This is a genomic window from Amycolatopsis sp. NPDC005961, assembly GCF_040629235.1.
Classification (GTDB): Bacteria; Actinomycetota; Actinomycetes; order Mycobacteriales; family Pseudonocardiaceae; genus Amycolatopsis; species Amycolatopsis camponoti.
Genome location: NZ_JBEXVF010000040.1, coordinates 19,752 through 36,729 on the forward strand (window position 1 = coordinate 19,752; position 16,978 = coordinate 36,729).

The 16,978-nt window shown below is 73.0% G+C and carries 17 protein-coding genes; 11 read left to right on the plus strand and 6 right to left on the minus strand.

Annotation, left to right across the window (positions count from 1 at the left end):
* Positions 1–24 precede the first annotated feature (24 nt).
* Positions 25–1,536 carry a helix-turn-helix domain-containing protein gene (locus ABZ342_RS30070; protein WP_360479910.1) on the plus strand — a complete coding sequence of 504 codons (1,512 nt, stop codon included), beginning with the start codon at positions 25–27 and terminating at the stop codon, positions 1,534–1,536.
* 9 nt (positions 1,537–1,545) lie between these two features.
* On the opposite strand, the gene ABZ342_RS30075 is transcribed toward ABZ342_RS30070, so the two are convergent.
* Positions 1,546–2,751, minus strand: a complete 1,206-nt coding sequence (locus tag ABZ342_RS30075) for an MFS transporter (protein WP_360479913.1) — start codon at positions 2,749–2,751, stop codon at positions 1,546–1,548.
* A gap of 80 nt (positions 2,752–2,831) precedes the next feature.
* Here ABZ342_RS30075 and ABZ342_RS30080 point away from each other — a divergent pair, with 80 nt between their 5' ends.
* Positions 2,832–4,232 carry a PLP-dependent aminotransferase family protein gene (locus tag ABZ342_RS30080; protein ID WP_360479916.1) on the plus strand — a complete coding sequence of 467 codons (1,401 nt, stop codon included), beginning with the start codon at positions 2,832–2,834 and terminating at the stop codon, positions 4,230–4,232.
* On the opposite strand, the gene ABZ342_RS30085 is transcribed toward ABZ342_RS30080, so the two are convergent.
* The 4 genes from ABZ342_RS30085 to ABZ342_RS30100 all read right to left on the minus strand — a co-directional run bounded on the left by ABZ342_RS30085 (position 4,163) and on the right by ABZ342_RS30100 (position 6,805).
* Positions 4,163–4,411, minus strand: coding sequence for a hypothetical protein (locus tag ABZ342_RS30085; protein ID WP_360479919.1), 249 nt, complete (start codon positions 4,409–4,411; stop codon positions 4,163–4,165). The two genes, ABZ342_RS30080 and ABZ342_RS30085, sit on opposite strands and share 70 nt — an antisense overlap.
* 5 nt (positions 4,412–4,416) lie before the next feature.
* A complete protein-coding gene (locus tag ABZ342_RS30090; protein WP_360479922.1) occupies positions 4,417–4,836 on the minus strand; it encodes a hypothetical protein in 420 nt (139 codons plus the stop codon).
* Entirely contained in the window at positions 4,814–6,253 is a 1,440-nt protein-coding gene (locus tag ABZ342_RS30095) for an MFS transporter (RefSeq protein ID WP_360479925.1), read from the minus strand. The genes ABZ342_RS30090 and ABZ342_RS30095 overlap by 23 nt, the downstream gene beginning before the upstream one ends.
* Positions 6,254–6,334: 81 nt before the next feature.
* Positions 6,335–6,805 carry an SRPBCC family protein gene (locus tag ABZ342_RS30100; protein WP_360479928.1) on the minus strand — a complete coding sequence of 157 codons (471 nt, stop codon included), beginning with the start codon at positions 6,803–6,805 and terminating at the stop codon, positions 6,335–6,337.
* A gap of 159 nt (positions 6,806–6,964) precedes the next feature.
* Between ABZ342_RS30100 and ABZ342_RS30105 the strand changes: the two genes are divergently transcribed.
* A complete protein-coding gene (locus tag ABZ342_RS30105; protein WP_155543524.1) occupies positions 6,965–7,480 on the plus strand; it encodes a bifunctional nuclease family protein in 516 nt (171 codons plus the stop codon).
* A gap of 63 nt (positions 7,481–7,543) precedes the next feature.
* A complete protein-coding gene (locus ABZ342_RS30110; protein ID WP_360479932.1) occupies positions 7,544–8,512 on the plus strand; it encodes a sigma-70 family RNA polymerase sigma factor in 969 nt (322 codons plus the stop codon).
* On the opposite strand, the gene ABZ342_RS30115 is transcribed toward ABZ342_RS30110, so the two are convergent.
* Positions 8,476–8,940: a DUF2087 domain-containing protein gene (locus ABZ342_RS30115; protein ID WP_155543526.1), complete on the minus strand. Its 465-nt coding sequence runs from the start codon at positions 8,938–8,940 to the stop codon at positions 8,476–8,478. The genes ABZ342_RS30110 and ABZ342_RS30115 overlap by 37 nt on opposite strands.
* 78 nt (positions 8,941–9,018) lie before the next feature.
* Between ABZ342_RS30115 and ABZ342_RS30120 the strand changes: the two genes are divergently transcribed.
* The 7 genes from ABZ342_RS30120 to ABZ342_RS30150 are packed head-to-tail and all read left to right on the plus strand — an operon-like array spanning position 9,019 to position 16,978.
* Positions 9,019–9,462, plus strand: a complete 444-nt coding sequence (locus ABZ342_RS30120) for a MarR family transcriptional regulator (protein WP_155543527.1) — start codon at positions 9,019–9,021, stop codon at positions 9,460–9,462.
* The gene (locus ABZ342_RS30125; RefSeq protein ID WP_360479936.1) at positions 9,459–10,853 is read left to right on the plus strand and encodes an MFS transporter; all 1,395 of its coding nucleotides are present in this window, start codon (positions 9,459–9,461) and stop codon (positions 10,851–10,853) included. Before ABZ342_RS30120 ends, ABZ342_RS30125 begins: the two co-directional genes overlap by 4 nt.
* Positions 10,846–11,448 carry a cysteine hydrolase gene (locus ABZ342_RS30130; RefSeq protein ID WP_360479939.1) on the plus strand — a complete coding sequence of 201 codons (603 nt, stop codon included), beginning with the start codon at positions 10,846–10,848 and terminating at the stop codon, positions 11,446–11,448. Before ABZ342_RS30125 ends, ABZ342_RS30130 begins: the two co-directional genes overlap by 8 nt.
* A gap of 9 nt (positions 11,449–11,457) precedes the next feature.
* On the plus strand, positions 11,458–13,104 hold the full coding sequence (locus ABZ342_RS30135) for a fatty acyl-AMP ligase (protein ID WP_360479942.1): 1,647 nt from the start codon (positions 11,458–11,460) through the stop codon (positions 13,102–13,104).
* On the plus strand, positions 13,097–13,354 hold the full coding sequence (locus ABZ342_RS30140; RefSeq protein WP_360479945.1) for an acyl carrier protein: 258 nt from the start codon (positions 13,097–13,099) through the stop codon (positions 13,352–13,354). Before ABZ342_RS30135 ends, ABZ342_RS30140 begins: the two co-directional genes overlap by 8 nt.
* 1 nt (position 13,355) lies before the next feature.
* Positions 13,356–13,673, plus strand: a complete 318-nt coding sequence (locus ABZ342_RS30145) for a hypothetical protein (protein ID WP_360479948.1) — start codon at positions 13,356–13,358, stop codon at positions 13,671–13,673.
* On the plus strand, positions 13,673–16,978 hold the full coding sequence (locus ABZ342_RS30150; protein WP_360479951.1) for a WXG100 family type VII secretion target: 3,306 nt from the start codon (positions 13,673–13,675) through the stop codon (positions 16,976–16,978). The genes ABZ342_RS30145 and ABZ342_RS30150 overlap by 1 nt, the downstream gene beginning before the upstream one ends.

Below are 16,978 nucleotides of genomic sequence, written 5' to 3' on the forward strand. Positions count from 1 at the left end.
CGGCGTCCGATCGGTGGACGTACGGTGGAGGAGTCCGACGCAGAGCCGCGTCCCCGGGAGGCCGAGGTGGAGAACCCGCAGGTGCAGGTCACGCGCTCGTTCGACGCGCGCGGGGCGGCCGCCATCGCGCCCCGGCTGCGGGCGTCGTGGCAGCGCAGCGAGCGGTACGGCGTGCCCGAGGACGAGGTCGTGCCGGTCTTCTCGGGCGCGGTCGACACCGGGTCACTGCTCTACGAATGCGGCACCGAGGTGCTGCGCGGCCTGCAGACGACGCTGGCCAACGAGCCGATCAGCCTGATGATCACCGACAGCGAAGGCCTGGTGCTGAGCCGGCTGTGCACGGACGCGTCCATCAACCGCTCGCTCGACCGCGTGCACCTGGCGCCGGGGTTCTACTTCGCGGAGAGCAACGCGGGCACCAACGGGCTCGGCCTGGCGCTCGCCGACCGGGCGCCGTCGCTGGTCCGGGCGAGCGAGCACTACTGCACCGACCTGCGGGGATACACCTGCGCGGCGGTCCCGGTGCTCGACCCGCTGACCGGCGCGCTCGCCGGCAGCGTCAACCTCACGACCTGGTCGGAGCAGTCGTCGGGGCTGCTGCTGGCGCTGGCGCAGGCCGCCGCCGGGAACACCGCGGCGCTGATGCTGGCGCGCGCGTCCGGGCGCATCGCCCGGCCGACCCCGCGGGGCGAGGTCTTCCGGGTCTACGCCGACCGCGTCGACCCGGGTGACGTGCCGCGGCTTTCGCCCGCCTGGACCACCGCGGTCGCCGAGGCGCACACGGCGTTCGGAGCTGGTCGTGTCGTCGCGGTCGTCGGCGAGCCGGGCGCGGGCAAGACGGCGCTGGCGGCACTGGCGCGGCGGGAGCTGCGGCCCCGCGAGCGCCTCCTCAACGCGCGCCCGCCGGCCCCCGACGACGTCGACACGTGGCTGACGCTGTGGACGCCCGAGCTGGCCAAGGACGGCACGTGCGTGATCGTGTCGGGCGTGGAGGCGCTGCCCGCGTGGGCGGCGGAGGAGCTGGCGCGGCGGTTCGCCGAGGTCCGGGGCGGCGGACCGGCACCGTTCGTGCTCACCTCGGTGGACGCCGGCTCGGTGCCGGCGGCGCTGCGGCCGCTGGTCGACCTGGTCGTCGAGCTGCCGGGGCTGCGGTTCCGGCCGGACGACGTCCTCCCGCTGGCCCACCACTTCGCCCGGCGGGACCGCGGCCGGGACGTCACGTTCACTTCGGCGGCGTCACGGGCGTTGACCGCCTTCGACTGGCCGGAGAACGCGAAGCAGCTACGGCGGGTCGTGCGCGAAGCGGCTTCGCGGTCCGACGTGATCGACACGGCGCATCTGCCCGCCGAGGTGTTCAGCGGAGTGGGCCATCGGTTGAGCCGGTTGCAGGCGATGGAACGGGACGAGATCGTCCGGTGCCTGTCCGAGCCGGGGGCGACGGTGGTGCACGCGGCGGAGAAGCTCGGGATGGGCCGGGCGACGCTCTACCGGAAGATGGCGCAGTACGGGCTGAACGCGCGGCAGCTGAAGTCGTAGCCGGGCGGGTCAGCGCGTGGCCTGGGCCCAGCGCACCGCCGGGCCCATCGCCCAGCCCGCCGCCAGGAAGACCGCGCCCAGCAGCAGCCACCCCGGCAGGCCCCAGCCGATCACGACGGTGCTGAGCAGCACCGGCCCGATCGCGCGCGCCACCGACACCCCCGTGCCGAAGAACCCCTGGTACTGCCCCTGCCGGTCGGCCGGCGCCAGCGCGAAGCCGATTTCCCAGCTGCCGGCCGACTGCAGCATCTCGCCGAACACCTGCACCACCGCGCCCACCACCAGCACCGCGAACGCGATCCACGGCGAAGTCCCGGACGCCGACAGCGCGAACGCCACGCAGGACGCGAGGAGCAGCACCCCGGACCGGCGCACCATCCGCGCCGCCGAGCCGATGCTCGCCAGGCGGCCCGCGACCCGGACCTGGAGCAGCACCACGACGACCGTGTTGAGCACGAACAGCGCGGACACCGTCCAGCCCGGCGCGGCGGTCCGCTCGACGATCCACAGCGGGATCGCGACGCTCAGCAGCGGCATCCGCAGCAGCAGGATCGCGTTGAGCAGCGTCACCAGCGCGTAGGGCCGGTCGCGCAGCACCGCCAGCTTCGGCTCCCCGGCGCGCGGGGCCGACGGGGTCACGGCGGGCAGCGCGAGCATGAGCCCGGCGGTGACCACGAAGGTCGCGGCGTCGAGGACGAAGACCGTCAGGTACGCCGGCGCGGTGTCGGCCGAGAGCGCGAGGCCGCCCAGGCCGGCGCCGACGGCGAGCCCCGCGTTGCCCGCCGACTGCAGCTGGGCCCGGATGCGCGTCCGCCGCTCCGGGTCGGCGAGCGCGGCCAGCAGCGCCTGGCGGACGGCGGCCAGGCCGGTCTGGCAGCTGCCGTAGAGGCACGCGGCGAGGACGAACAGCAGCGGCGTGCGGACCAGCAGGAACGTCAGGATGGACGCGCTCGTCGCCAGCGCGAGCAGCACCGCGGAGCCGCGTGCGCCGTGCCGGTCGGCGAGGTGGCCGAGCGGCACGCCCGCGACCGAGCCGACCGCCCAGCCGAGCGTGAGGCCCAGCCCGACCTGCGCCGGCGTCAGCCCGACGATCCGCGTGAAGAACAGCACCGAGCAGGTCAGGAACGCGCCGTCGCCGAGCGACCCGGCCAGCTGGGCGGCAGCCAGCAGCCGGCCGGGGCGGGCGGGAGCGGGGCGGTCCAAGGTCACGGTCATGGGGTAACGGTAGATCGCTACTTGGCCCGATCCCAGATCCAATTCTCTCGAAACGGATTGGGCCAATGTAGGCTCGCCGGATGGATTTCCACGTCAGCCTGGCCGGGCGTGGCGACCTGTCGGTCCGGATCTACCGGCAGCTGCGCGACGCCGTGCTGGACGGCAGGCTGCGGGCGGGGGAGCGGCTGCCGCCGACCCGTGAGCTGGCGCGGCGCCTGGCGGTCTCGCGCAACACGGTCGCGGTCGCCTACGACCGGCTGGCCGCCGACGGGTTCCTCACCGGCCGGGTCGGTGCCGGGACGTACGTCAGCGGTTCCCTGCCGGAGCCGAAGCCGCGTAAGGCTCCTGCGGCGCACGGGCCACGGCCGAAGGTGATCTGGCGGTCGTTGCCGGCCCCGGTCGCCGCGGTGGCGGAGGCGCCGGCGTACGACTTCCGCGTCGGCATCCCCGACGCGGCGCTGTTCCCGCTCGAAACCTGGCGGCGCTTCCTCGCCCGCGAACTCCGTGACAGCGTCTCGCACTACGCGGATCCGGCCGGGCACGCCGGCCTGCGCGCGGCGATCGCCCGGCACGTCGGCGTGTCCCGCTCGGTGCGCGCCGACGCGGACGACGTGCTCGTCACGCAAGGGGCGCAGCAGGCCCTCGACCTGCTCTGCCGGGTGCTGATTTCGCCGGGTGACCGGGTGGCCGTCGAAGAACCCGGCTACCGGCAGGCGAAGCTGCTGTTCGCGTCCCACGGCGCCGAAGTCGTCGGCGTGCCCGTGGACGGCGAAGGTCTCGATGTGGCCGCGCTGCCGTCGCGGACGAAGCTGGTGTACGTCACGCCGTCACACCAGTTCCCGCTCGGGACGCCGATGTCCCTGGCCCGCCGCACGGCGCTGCTGGCGTGGGCCGCGCGCGCGGACGCGGTCGTCGTCGAGGACGACTACGACAGCGAGTTCCGGTTCTCCGACCGGCCCCTGGAGCCGTTGCAGAGCCTGGACCGCGGCGGGCGCGTGGCGTATGTCGGGTCGTTCTCGAAGACGCTTCTTCCCATGCTGCGCCTGGGTTTCCTCATCGCCCCGCCGTCGCTGCAGAACGCGTTGCGGCACGCGCGCCAGCTGTCGGACTGGCACGGCGACGTCCCGGCCCAGGCGGCGCTGGCCCGGTTCGTCGACGAAGGGCTGCTGGCCCGCCACATCCGCCGCGCGACGAAGGTGTACGCGGAGCGCCACGAGCGTCTGGTGTCCACTGTGGACCGGCAGTTCGCGGGACGTCTCCGGGTGGTTCCGTCGGCGGCCGGGTTGCACCTGTGCGCCCTCGCCGACGTCGACCTGGAGCCGATCGCCGCGCGGGCGGCGGCCGCGGGAGTGGCGGTCCAGACGCTTTCCGACCTGTGCGGCGGGTCTCCGGCGCCGGGGCTGGTGCTGGGCTACGGCTCGATCCCGGTGGAGAGGATCGACGACGGACTCGCTGTGCTGGACCGGGCTTGGGGCTCGTGACCGGCGCGTCTCCACAATTTGACGATGCGGTTCAGCGCGCCCAGGATGCCGCCGACGAGGATGACCTTGAACAGCAGGAGCAACCAGTCGAGTGCGGCGCCGGGGTCCGGGATCGGGTCCTTCCACTCGAACGTGTCCTGCGCGTTGACCACCGGAATGATCTTCGCCGCCTCTCTCAAGAACCTCAGCTGGACATCACGCGTCTGCAAGCCGCGTTGCGGCGGGTCCAGCGAGATCGCGTTCGTACTCCCGGAGAACAGGCAGGCAATTTCGAGAGGAACACCACGAGGTAGGCGATCGAGGACAAGCCGATCACCACGGCGAGGGCGGTGTCCCGGATCCTCTTCCCGGGGTCCAGCCGGTGGGTCAGCGCGATAAAGGTCAACGTCATCACGATCCCGTAAGCGCCGAACACCAGCAACTCGCTGACGTCATGGTGCTGGGCGAGGGCGATCGGCTCGCTCTGCACGAGAAAGGCCACCAGCGCGGCCGGGGCCGCGACGATGAAGAGCCCGCCGACGAGAATCCGCATGACGGAAGCCGTCCGGCGCTCGCGTGGCCGGGGCTGTTCGGAGCGCGCCTCACGCTCGAGTTCGTCGTCCATGTCCGGTAGTCGGCTCCGGAGCCGCCACCGCTACCGTCGCGAGGGTCTCCACGTGGTGATCCGTGCGGCGGCGCGCGGCGATCAGCAGTCCGCCCGCCGATGTCGCCACCGCCGTACCCAGGACCAGGAGCCAGCCGTGGCGGAAGTCCGTCAGGTCCGGCGTTCCCGCGAAGATCGCCACCAGGACCGCCGTTCCCAGGACCGTTCCGATCTGCCGCATCGTGTTGACCATCGACGACCCCGCGCCCCACCGGGGCGGTGGCAGGACCGTGCCCACCACGCCCGACAGGCTGGGCAGGATCAGCCCGACGCCGATGCCCGTCAGGAGCTGACCCGGCAGCATCGACGCCGCGTAGTCGGGCGTCGAACCCATGCGCAGCAACCAGAGCAGCACGCCCGCCCCGAACGAGACGCCGCCGAGGGCGACCACCGGGCCCGGGCCGAAGCGGTGCACGAACCGGCCGCCGAGGATCGACACCGGCACCACCATCAGCGGGCCCGGGGCCAGGGACAGGCCGGCCACCAGGATCGAGTCGTGCCAGATCGACGTCAGGAACAGCACGTTGCCGAACAGCATCGCGGCGAACCCGGCCGCGAACACCCCGGTCGTGAGGCACGCCAGCCACAGCGTGGGGACGCGCAGCGCCGGCAGGTCCAGCACCGGTACGGCGTGGCGCGCCGAGCGCAGCGGCACCCAGGCCAGCGCGACGGCGGCGACCGCGAACGCGAGCAGCACCGGCCCCGAGGTCCAGCCGTGGTCGGGTGCTTCGACCAGCGCGTAGGCCAGCGCCCCGACGCCGACCAGGAGGCCGGCCGCGCCGAGCAGGTCCGGGACGCCGGTGGTGGTGTCCCGCGACTCGCGCAGCACCCGGGGCCCGGCCAGCAGCGTCAGCGCGCAGATCGGCAGGTTCACCAGGAACACCCAGCGCCAGGACGCCTCGACGAGCAGACCGCCGACGGGCGGCCCGAGCGCGGCCGCCGCCGCGCCCACGGAAGCCCAGACGCCGACCGCCATCGGCCGCCGGTGCGCGGGGAACGCCGTCAGCAGCAGGGCGAGCGACGTCGGCATGACGAGCGCGGCGCCGATCGCCTGCACCGCGCGGAAGGCGACGAGAACGGGGATCGACGGCGCGACGGCACAGGCGGCCGAAGCGAGGGTGAACACGGCGACGCCGAGGAGGAACAGGCGCTTGCGGCCGTACCGGTCGGCCAGCCGCCCGGCCGGGGCGAGGAAGGCGGCGAACAGGACCGTGTAGCCGGTGAGGACCCACGACAGCGTGGCGAGGTCGTCGCCGGGGAAGGCGGCCCGGATGCCGGGGAACGCGATCGTGACGATGAACGTGTCGAGGCTCGCGAGGAACGCCGCGGTCGACACGACCAGCAGCACGAGGCCGGGCTTCGGCGCGGTTTCGGTCATGACCCTCCTAGGTTTGAAAATGCAACCTAGTCGGACGAGGTGGGTTTCAACAAGAGACTGACCAGTTCAGGGCGACTCAGATCACGCTGCCGCGGCCTGCTCTTCGGCACGGGCCTTCACCGCGGCGAGCGTGTGCTCGATCGACCGGACGTTGTACCCCGGCCGGTCCGCCCGCCCGGTCACCCGCGGCCCCATGAACTTGCGCACCACCCAGGCGCCGCTGCGGTACCAGTTTTCGGTCACCCGGCACCCCGTCGGTGTCGGCGCCAGCACGTACTCCCACCGCGAGACGCGCGAGCCCAGCGGCGTCCGCACGTCGAACGCGAACCGGCGCTCCTCCTCGTAGGCCACCACCTTCACCCGCGTCCACCACTGCAGCTCGCCGTTGCGGTTGCGGCCGCGGAAGCGCGCGCCGAGGCCGGGGGCGTCGAGCCAGCGGCCGCCGATGTTCTCCGGGCTCAGCTCCCCCATGCGGGGCAGGTCGGTGACCCACGACCACACCGTGCCCGGGGCGGCCGGGACGTCGATGCTGCGCGAAATCGTCGGTTCCACGTCTCCGACGGTGACAGTGCCGCCCCGGGCCGGGCAAGGTTCGCGGGTGTTGTCCGCAGCCCAGGAGAGCCGGGTGAAAAACTCCGTCGCCGAACCACGTTGCAAACGCGGTGGTTCTGGGTACCTCGCGCGCGGAGGAGTCCCTAGACGGAGGGTGCGGTGGTCAGCGTGATCCCGATCGAGGTCGTGGGGATGGCCGTTCCGGTGCCCGGCGAGGCGCCTCTGATGCTGCTCCGGGAGCCGGACGGCGCCCGCCGCTGGCTGGCCATCATGATCGGCTACGGCGAGGCCGAGGCCCTCGTGCGGGCCCGCGAGCAGATCGCGCAGCCGCGGCCGGGCACGATCGAGCTGCTCGGTGACGTGCTCGCGGCGTTCGGCCAGGGCGTCGCCGCCGTCGAGCTGACCGAGGTGCGGGACGGCATCTTCTACGCCGACCTCGTGCTCGTCTCCGGCACCCGCGTCTCGGCCCGCCCCAGCGACGCCGTCGCGCTCGGCCTGCGCCAGGGTGCCCCGATCCGCGTCGCCGAAGAGGTGCTCGACGTCGCGTCGGTGCAGCTGGAGGTCGAGCAGGAAGCCGAAGGGCCCGCCGCCGACGTGCTGGACACCGAGGCCGAGGTCGCCCGCTTCCGCGCCGAGCTCGACGGCTTGCGGCCGGAAGACTTCGGCGACCTGTAAATCGTCCCGCGGCGATGAACCGCGGCCCGCCCGCCGGTACATTCCCCGACGGGAGGGGCGACGATGCAGGACTTCGCGGACCGCACCGAGCCGCACCGGCGTGAGCTGCTGGTGCACTGCTACCGCATGCTCGGCTCGGTGCACGAGGCCGAGGACCTGGTGCAGGACACGCTCGTCCGCGCCTGGAAGGCGTGGGACGGCTACGACCCGGCCCGCGCGTCGGTGCGCACCTGGCTCTACCGGATCGCGACGAACGCCTGCCTCACGGCGCTGGAGGGCCGCGCGCGGCGGCCGCTGCCCTCGGGCCTCGGCCGCCCGAGCGAAGACGCGGACGCGCCGCTGACGCCGTCGTTCGAGATCCCGTGGCTGCAGCCGTTCCCGGACGCCCGCCTGGACGATCCCGGCCTGCGCCTGGCGCGCCGGGGCACGCTCCGGCTGGCGCTGCTCGCGGCGATGCAGACGCTGCCGCCCAAGCAGCGCGCGGTGCTGATCCTGCGTGACGTCCTGGAGTTCAGCGCCGCCGAGGTGGCCGGCTTCCTGGAGACGACGCCCGCCGCGGTCAACAGCGCGCTCCAGCGCGCCCGCGCGGGTCTCGGCGACGTCTCCGCGGACGCGGTCCCGGAGCCGGACGACTCGGCGGTCGAGGCGGTCCTCGACCGCTACGTCCGGGCGTTCGAATCCGCCGACGTCGCGGGCCTGGTCGGGCTGCTGACCGACGACGTCGTGATGGAGATGCCGCCGGTGCCGCTGTGGTTCCTCGGCCGCGACGGCTACGGCCGGTTCCTGGAGCGGCTGTTCGCGATGCGCGGCCCGGACTGGCGGATGACGCGCACCACCGCCAACGGCCAGCCCGCGCTGGTCGCCTACTGCCGCGACGACGCCGGGGTGTACCGGCTGCACACCCTGCAGGTGTTCACCGTCGACCGGGGGAGCGTCGCGCACAACGTCGTGTTCGCCGATCCCGCCGTGCTGGCCCTGTTCGACCTCCCCGCGGCTCAGCCGGCGGCGCGGGCCTCCGACGGACGACCATAGGCGCCACCGTCGCTGCTGCGCTGCAGCAGGCCTTCGTCGATCAGGTACCGGCGCAGCGTCGCGTGGTCGTCGTGGACCATCGTCAGCTTCTCGCGGACGTCCTGCTCGGTGTAGAGCCGGCCCGGCTCGAACCGCTCGGCGAGGTGGGCGAGCAGCAGCTGCCGCCGCTTGCCGGAGTGCGGGATGGTGATGAGCCTGCCGCGGCGGAACAGCCCGTCGAGCGGGTCGGCCGGGGCCTTGGCGAGCGCCTCGCGGAACACCTCGGGCACGGCCCGGTAGGTGTCTCCCTCCACCGTGACCAGCCCCGCGTCGACCAGCCGCTTCACGAGTTTGGCGCCGTCGGCCGGGAGCCCCGCGCAGATCCGGGCGAACAGCTGGAGACGGGCGGGGTCGGCGAGGGCGGAGACCAGCGCTTCCGGTGAGGCCATGGCGGGAAAGCCTACTCGAACTCCGGGTGCCCGTCCCGGAAATTCGACAGGGTCAACTGATAAGTCTAGGCTGTCGATATGGGCTCGAAGACGGTTCCCGCTCCGGCGGTCGCGGCCGCGCAGACTTTGCGCGTGCTCGTCGGCCGGCTGCGGCGGAAGATGATGGACGCGACGGCGGTCGGTGACCTGACGTCCGCGCAGGCCTCGGCGCTCGCCCGGCTCGTGCTCAACGAGCCGGCGACGGCGAGCGTGCTGGCCGGCGCGGAGAAGGTGCGCCCGCAGTCGATGGCGGCGACCGTGGCCGCGCTGGAGAAGCTCGGCTTGGTCCGCCGTGAGGACGACCCGGACGACGGCCGCCGTCAGCTGCTCTTCCTCACGACCGAAGGGCGCGCGTACGCGCAGGGTGCCCGGGCCTCCCGGCACGAATGGCTGGCCCGGACCCTCGCCGAGGGGCTCACCGAGGACGAACTGGCCGTGGTCAACGAGGCACTGGCCCTGCTCGGCCGCGTCGTCGAGGCATGACGACCCGGGAGCGGATGCGCGACGGCTTCGACCGGAAGCTGCTCGCCCCGCTGATCTCCGGTGCGGTGCTCAACCCGGTCAACTCGACGATCATCGCGGTCGCGCTGGTGCCGATCGGCGTCGCGTTCGGGCAGCCGGCGTCGGCGACCGCGTGGCTGATCTCCGCGCTCTACCTGGCCACCGCGGTCGGGCAACCGGTGGCCGGACGCCTGATCGACCGCTACGGCCCGCGGCGCGTGTTCCTCCCGTCGACGGCGCTCGTCGGGCTGGCGGGGGTGATCGGCACGCTCGCGCCGAACCTCGCGGTGCTGGTCGTCGCGCGGGTCGTCCTCGGCTTCGGCACGTGCGCCGGCTACCCGGCGGCGATGCGGCTCATCCGCGACGAGAGCGACCGGACGGGTCGCGACAGTCCCGCGTCCGTGCTCACGGTGCTGGCGATCTCCACCCAGACGATCTCCGTGGTCGGCCCGGCGCTGGGCGGCCTGCTCATCGGCGTCGGCGGCTGGCGCACGACCTTCGCCCTCAACATCCCGATCGCGCTGGCCGCCTTCGTCCTCGGCGCCCGCCGGTTCCCCAAGACGGCGAGGCCCGCGCCGGCGGGCTCGTTCGACCTCGACCTCCCCGGCATGGCGCTGTTCGCCGGCACGCTCGTCTCGCTGCTGCTGTTCCTGATGCACCCGGGCGCGGGGGACTGGTACCTGCTCGCGATCGCCGTCGCGGGGGCCGCCGGTTTCGCCGGGCGCGAGCTGACCCACGCCCACCCGTTCATCGACCTGCGGCTGCTCGGCCGCAACGGCCCGCTGCTGCGCACCTACGGCCGCGCGCTGCTGGCCTACGTCATCGCGTACAGCTTCCTCTACGGCTACACGCAATGGCTCGAGCACGGCCGCGGGCTGTCGGCGACCGAAGCCGGCCTCGCCACCCTGCCGCTGTTCGCGACCGGGATCCTCGTGTCGCTGCTCACCGGGCGGCGCGAAGCGGTCCGCGGCAAGCTGGCCGTCGCCGCGCTCGGGCAGCTCGCCGGGTGCGCGCTGCTGCTGACGCTCGACTCCTCCGCCGCGGTATGGCTGCTCGTCGTCGTCGCGCTCGTGGCCGGGGTGCCGCAGGGGCTGAACAGCCTCGCGCTGCAGAACTCCGTGTACCGCCAGGCGAATCCCGACGACATCGGCGCGTCGGCCGGGCTGCTGCGCACCTTCGGCTACCTCGGCGCGATCGTCTCCTCCGCGCTGCAGGGCGCCCTCTTCGGAACCGCCGCCGACACCGGCGGGCTGCACGACCTCGCGCTGCTGCTCCTCGGCATCGGCGTGGTCTTCCTGGCCGTCACCGTGTTCGACCGTTCCCTGTCCCGAAGCACCACCACCCGACCCGAGAAAGCCGAGAACGATGCCTGAGCAGAACCCCGCGCTCGACCCGAACCGCACCGCGCTGCTGGTGATGGACTACCAGGAAGGGATCGTCGCCCAGCTGCCCGACGCCGGCGTGCTGCTCGACCGCGTGACCGCCGTGATCGACGACGTCCGCGGGCGCGGTGCCCACGTCGGCTGGGTGCGCGTCGGCTTCGACGACGCCGAGTTCGACGCGATCCCCGAGACGAGCATGTTCGCCCCGTACGCGGCCGCCCCCGAACACCGGGCGGTGATGCGCGCCGACGGGCCCGCGACGCGGATCCACGCCGCGTTCGCGCCGCGGCCCGAGGACGTCCAAGTGCGCAAGATCCGCGTCGGCGCCTTCTCCACCACGGACCTCGAACAGCAGCTGGAAAAGCGCGGGATCACCACCCTGGTCCTCGCCGGCATCAGCACCAGCGGGGTCGTGCTGAGCACCGTCCGCGAGGCGATGGACCGCGACTACCGGATCGTCGTCCTGCGCGACGGCTGTGCCGACCGCGAGCGGGAGACGCACGACTTCCTGACCGGCACGCTGTTCCCCCGCACCGCCACCGTCGTGGACGTGGCCGAGCTGGGCGGCCTCTGGGACGTCCAGTAGGTTGCGTTCGTGCCCCGTCCGCCCGAGACCGTGCCCGGCGAGGTGCTGCGCGCCTCGATCGTGGACCGGCTGTTCGCCCGCGCGGACGATGTTCGGCCGCTGTTCACCCACCAGGACCACACCCACGACGCCGAGCACACGCTGACGTGGGCGGAGTTCGCCGCCCGCGTTCGCGTGGTCGCGGGCGGGCTGCGCCAGGTCGCGGAGCCGGGGGAGCGGGTCGCCGTCCTCGCCGGGCAGGAGCTCGCCTACCCGCTCGCGTTCTTCGGTGCCTTGGCGGCGGGCATGATCGCCGTTCCGCTGATGCCGCCGGGGAACCGCGCGCAGGCCGAGCGGCTCGGCGGGGTCCTGGCCGACTCCGGCGCACGCGTGTGGCTGACGTCGTCGGCCGCGGCGGCGCGCGTCCGCGAGTTCGGGGCGCCCGGCGACCTGCTGGTGGCCGACGAGCTGACCGGGCCGGGCGCCGACCCGGTGCCGGTCGAGCCGGAAAGCCCGGCGTACCTGCAGTACACGTCGGGCTCGACGCGCGAGCCGGCCGGTGCGGTGATCCCGCACCGGGCCATCGTCGCCGCGTGCTGGCAGGGCAGCCGGGCCTACGCCGTCGACGAGGGCACGACCTGCGCGGGCTGGATCCCGTTCTTCCACGACATGGGCCTGATCCAGCTGCTGTGCCTGCCGGTCTTCGCCGGCGGCCGGGCGGTGTTCATGGCCCCGGCCGAGTTCGTGCACCGCCCCCGGCGGTGGTTGCGGCAGATGGCCGACTACCCCGCGGTGTTCACCGCGGCGCCGAACTTCGCCTACGACCTCGCGGCCGACGCCGGCCCCGGGGACGACGACCTGGACCTCTCGGACGTCCGGGTCGCGCTCAACGGTGCCGAGCCCGTCCGCCCGCGCACGGTGGAGCGCTTTCTCGAGGTCTTCGGCCCGCACGGCTTCCGGCGCGGGGCGTACCGGCCGTCCTACGGGCTCGCCGAAGCCACCGTCTACGTCGCGAGCGCGGGCGAAGAAGGTCCGCGTGGCGCGAAGTTCGACCGGGAAGCCCTTGCCCAGGGCCGAGCGGTCGAAATCGTCGACGGACAAGAGCTCCTGTCGGTCGGCCGTCCGGTCGGGCAGCAGGTGCGGATCGTCCACGAGGGACACGAGCAGCCCGAAGGTTCGGTCGGCGAAATCTGGATCCACGGCGCGAACGTCGCGACCGGCTACTGGGGCCGGGGCGACGCGGCCGCGTTCGACGCCACGCTCGACGGCGTCGGCGGCTGGCTGCGCACCGGCGACCTCGGCGTGGTGCACCGCGGCGACCTCTACGTCACCGGCCGGCTCAAGGACCTCATCGTCGTCGACGGCCGCAACTTCCACCCGCAGGACATCGAGGCGGCGGCGGGCGAGGCCCACCCGGCGGTCCGCCGCGACCGCGTCGCCGCGTTCGGCGTCGCCGACGAGGACGGTGAGGGCGCGGTGGTGGTGGCGGAATGGGCGCGCGACGCTGACGCGGACCTCAAAGAGGTGACCCGCGCGGTGCTGCGCGCGGTGTCCCGCGAGCACGATCTCACGCTCCGTGCGGTACATCTGGTCCCTTCCGGCGGACTTCCGCGCACATCGAGTGGCAAGGTCGCCCGGTCGGCGGCCAAGGCACGTTATGGTGACGTCCGTGGGTGATCACCGCGCCGAGGTCACGAAGGTCGTCTCCGACACCTTCCGGCTCGACCCGGCCCTCGTCGAGCCCGACGCTCCGCTGGAGGAGCTCGGCATCGACTCGAAGGGCCGGATCAAGCTCCTGGCGGCGCTGGAGGTCTATTACGGGGTGACGATCGACCTGGACGAGCTCGAGCGCTTCACCGACGTGGGCTCGGTGGCCGAGGTGCTCGCGGAAGCTCTGGGAACTGCAGGATCTGAGGAGAGGCGCTGAAATGAGCGGCGGGGGGTACACCGCGACGACGGAAGCGTTGTCGACGGCGTCCAAGACCATCGGGGACCTGGCGGAGCACCTGCTGGACGACAACCCGGACCTGGAGACCCCGGCGGTCACCGCGGAGGGCTTCGGCAAGGCGCACAACGCCCACGCCGCGAAGTACACCGCCGGCGCGCAGGCGCTCTGGGCCGCGGTCTCCGGCTACAGCACCACGCTGAGCTCGTTCGGCACCAACCTCGGCACCGCCGGGTCGAGCTACAGCGCCAACGAGGACAACCAGTCGGGCGCCATCACCAACGCCGGGGGCTCGCTCTGATGGCCGACAAGAAGAAGTGGTCCGACGTCAAGGCGATCCTCGACGACCCGAGCGTCCCCGCCGGGCAGAAGAGCGCGCTGATCAGCAGCTGGCTGCGGGAGAACCCGCCACCGCCGCCGTTCCTGGCCGACCAGGAACCGGACGACATCAAGCAGAAGCGGCAGGAAGCCGAGAAGTACGCCGGCGCCTACAACGCCAACCCGCTCTTCGCCGGGCAGTCGGTGGACGAGGCCTACGACAAGGCCAAGTCGAGCGGTGACCAGAACTCGTACAACGAGGACCAGGAAAAGAAGGCCGTCGACGACGGCAAGACGAAGCTCAACGACACGAAGCCGCCCGCCGCCGGCGAGAACGGCGGCGAATCCACCGGCACGAAGACGTCGGACGAAATCTTCGACGCCGCCGCGCCCGCGCTGAAGCTGTTCGAGACCTTCGGGTCGCTGCTGGCGAAGATCCCCGACGACTGCCGCGGCAACACCCGCGCGCTCGACCTCGACAAGGACATCCGCGCGCCGTTCGACGAGCAGCGCGGGATCAGCTTCAAGAACTTCGTCGACGACGCCGCGCACTTCAAGACCGGCTCCGAGACGGTCGACCGGACGCTGGAGGACACCGGGTCCCAGCTCGGCAGCCTCTACAAGACGTGGAGCGGCGCCGGCGCGGACGCGGCGTCCGACACCTACAACGACAAGATCCAGCCGAAAGCGGCGAAGCTGTCCCAGACGCTCGGCGACTGCGGCGAAGCGACGCTGACCACCGCGACCACGGTGTTCCAGCTGTGCAAGGGCAAGGCCGACGCCGTCATCGGCATGTACACCGACCTGGTCGGCAAGGCCGACTACACGATGGCGCAGAAGGTCATCGCGGTCGCCAGCGGCGAGCACGGCAACGAGCAGGACCTGGCCCAGATCGCGGGCTGGATGGACCTCAACTTCGGCACCAACCTGGTCAAGACGCTCAACGACCAGGGCTGCTGCGACGGCGACGAGATCAAGAAGCACGGCCAGGACCTGGCCAAGCAGTGGATCCAGAACCAGTTCAACCCCGACATGTGGGATCGGCTCTACAAGGGCTTCGAGAAGACCTGCAAGGACACCAAGGACCTCGTCGACCAGGCGTACGACGCGCTCGACAAGGTCATGGGCAAGGTCAAGAACGAGTTCGAGGGCGTGTCCATGCCGGGCGGGTCCGGCTCGGGTGCTCCCGGCGGCGGTGCCGCGGGTGGTGCGGGCGGCGGTCCGGGTGGCTCGGGCAACGGCTCGGGTTCCGGGTCCGGCTCGGGTGGTTCGGGTTCGGGTGGTGCCGGTGCCGGTGGCGGTTCCGGCTCGGGCGGTGGGTCCGGCTCGGGCTCGGGTGGTTCGGGGGCCGGTGGAGGCGGCGGCCAGGTGCCGCCGATTCCCGAAGGCAGCTCCGGCTCCGGTGGCAGCGGCCTCGGCGGCGGTTCGGGTGCCGGGGGCTCGGGTACCGACCTGCCCAGCGGCGCGGGCGGCGGCAGTGGTTCGGGCAGCGGTTCCGGGGCCGGCGGCGGCGGTTCGGTGCCGCCGATCCCCGACGTCTCCGGCGGCGGGTCCGGCTCGGGGAGCGGTTCGGGTTCCGGCGCCGGCTCGGGTGCCGGGGGTGGGGGTTCGGTGCCGCCGATCCCGGATCTGGACACGTCCTCCGGCGGCGGAGGTTCCGGCCTCGGCTCGGGCGGTGGCTCGGGCGGTGGCTCGGGTTCCGGTTCGGGGTCGGGTTCCGGTTCCGGTTCCGACGACACAGCGCCGTCGTCGGCGCAGTCGCAGGCCGACGCCGCCAAGGAGCAGGCGGCCGCGGCCGCCGAAGCGGCCAAGCAGAAGGCCGCGGACGCGCTGAAGGAGTTCAGCGGCGAAGGCATCAAGACCGACTCCGGCGAAGGCGCCGGCGGTCTCGGAGGCAGCGGTTCCGGCAGCGGTTCCGGCAGTGGCGAAGGCCTCGGCGGTGAAGGTCTCGGCAGCGGGTCCGGCACGGGCGGCGGTTCGGGGTCGGGCTCCGGTTCGGGTGGCGGGTCCGGCTCGGGTTCGGGTGGTTCCGGCGCCGACGACGGCAAGGCCGCGGCCGAGCAGGCCGCCGAAGAGGCGAAGCAGAAGGCGGCCGACGCGCTGAAGGAGTTCAGCGGCGAAGGGATCAAGACGGATTCCGGCGAGGGGGCCGGACTCGGCGACCTGCCGGGCGCCGACAAGGACGGCGACGGCAAGCCGGACTCCCCGCTGGGCGTGGACAAGGACGGCGACGGTAAGCCGGACTCCCCGCTGGGTGTGGACAAGGACGGCGACGGCAAGCCGGACAACCCGCTGGGCGTGGACAAGGACGGGGACGGGAAGCCGGACTCCCCGCTGGGTGAGGACAAGGACGGCGACGGCAAGCCCGACGGTCTGCTCGGTGACGACAAGGACGGCGACGGGAAGCCCGACAAGGACGGCGACGACACCCCCGACACCCTGAAGGTCAAGCAGGGCGACAAGACCTTCGAGATGACCGAACCCGACCACGACGGGAAGATGGACATCAAGGTCGGCGAAGGGTCCGACGCCGCCAAGGACTTCAAGCTCGACTGGTCCAAGGACGCCGACGGTCCACAAGGGACCGGCGACGACACGTACTGCCCCGGCCCCGACGGCAAGATCCACATCGAGGACGGCGACCTCAAGATCACCGCCGAGCGGCCCGACGGCCCGGACGGCCCGACCGTCGTCACCGTCGACGACGGCAGCGGCACCCCGACCACCTACACCCTCGGCGAGGACGACAAGGCCTCCGGCGCCCTCGGCGACACCCCGGAAAAGAAGCTCGACGACCTGCCCACCCACCGCGGCACCCTCGAGGACCTGCCGGCGCACGACAGCGGCAGCGGCGGCGGGGACGGCCACGGGGGCGGCGGCCACGGCGGCGGTGCGCCGGCCGGCATCGGCGGCGGCTCGCACGGGGGCGCCGGCCTTTCGGCGGCCGGCCTCGGCTCGGTCGGCGAGGGAGCAACCGGCGGGCTCGGCGACACGCCGACGTCCGGCGGCGTCCACAGCGGCGTCGGCGCCACCCAGTCCCAGCCCGCGGCCGCGTTCGCCCCGGCCGGCGCGCCGACCGGCCCCGGCGGCCAGTCGGGGATGTCCGGGATGGGCGGCATGGGCGCGATGGGTGGTGCCCACGGCGGCGGCGGGGGAGGGGACACCGAGCGCCGGTCGTCCGCCTACCGGATCGACGGCGCGGTCTTCGACAACCTCGGTGAGCCCGGGCGCCGGATCATCGGCTCCCTCAACGACGACGAAGACCCGCCGTCCGCCCGGGCCTGGTAG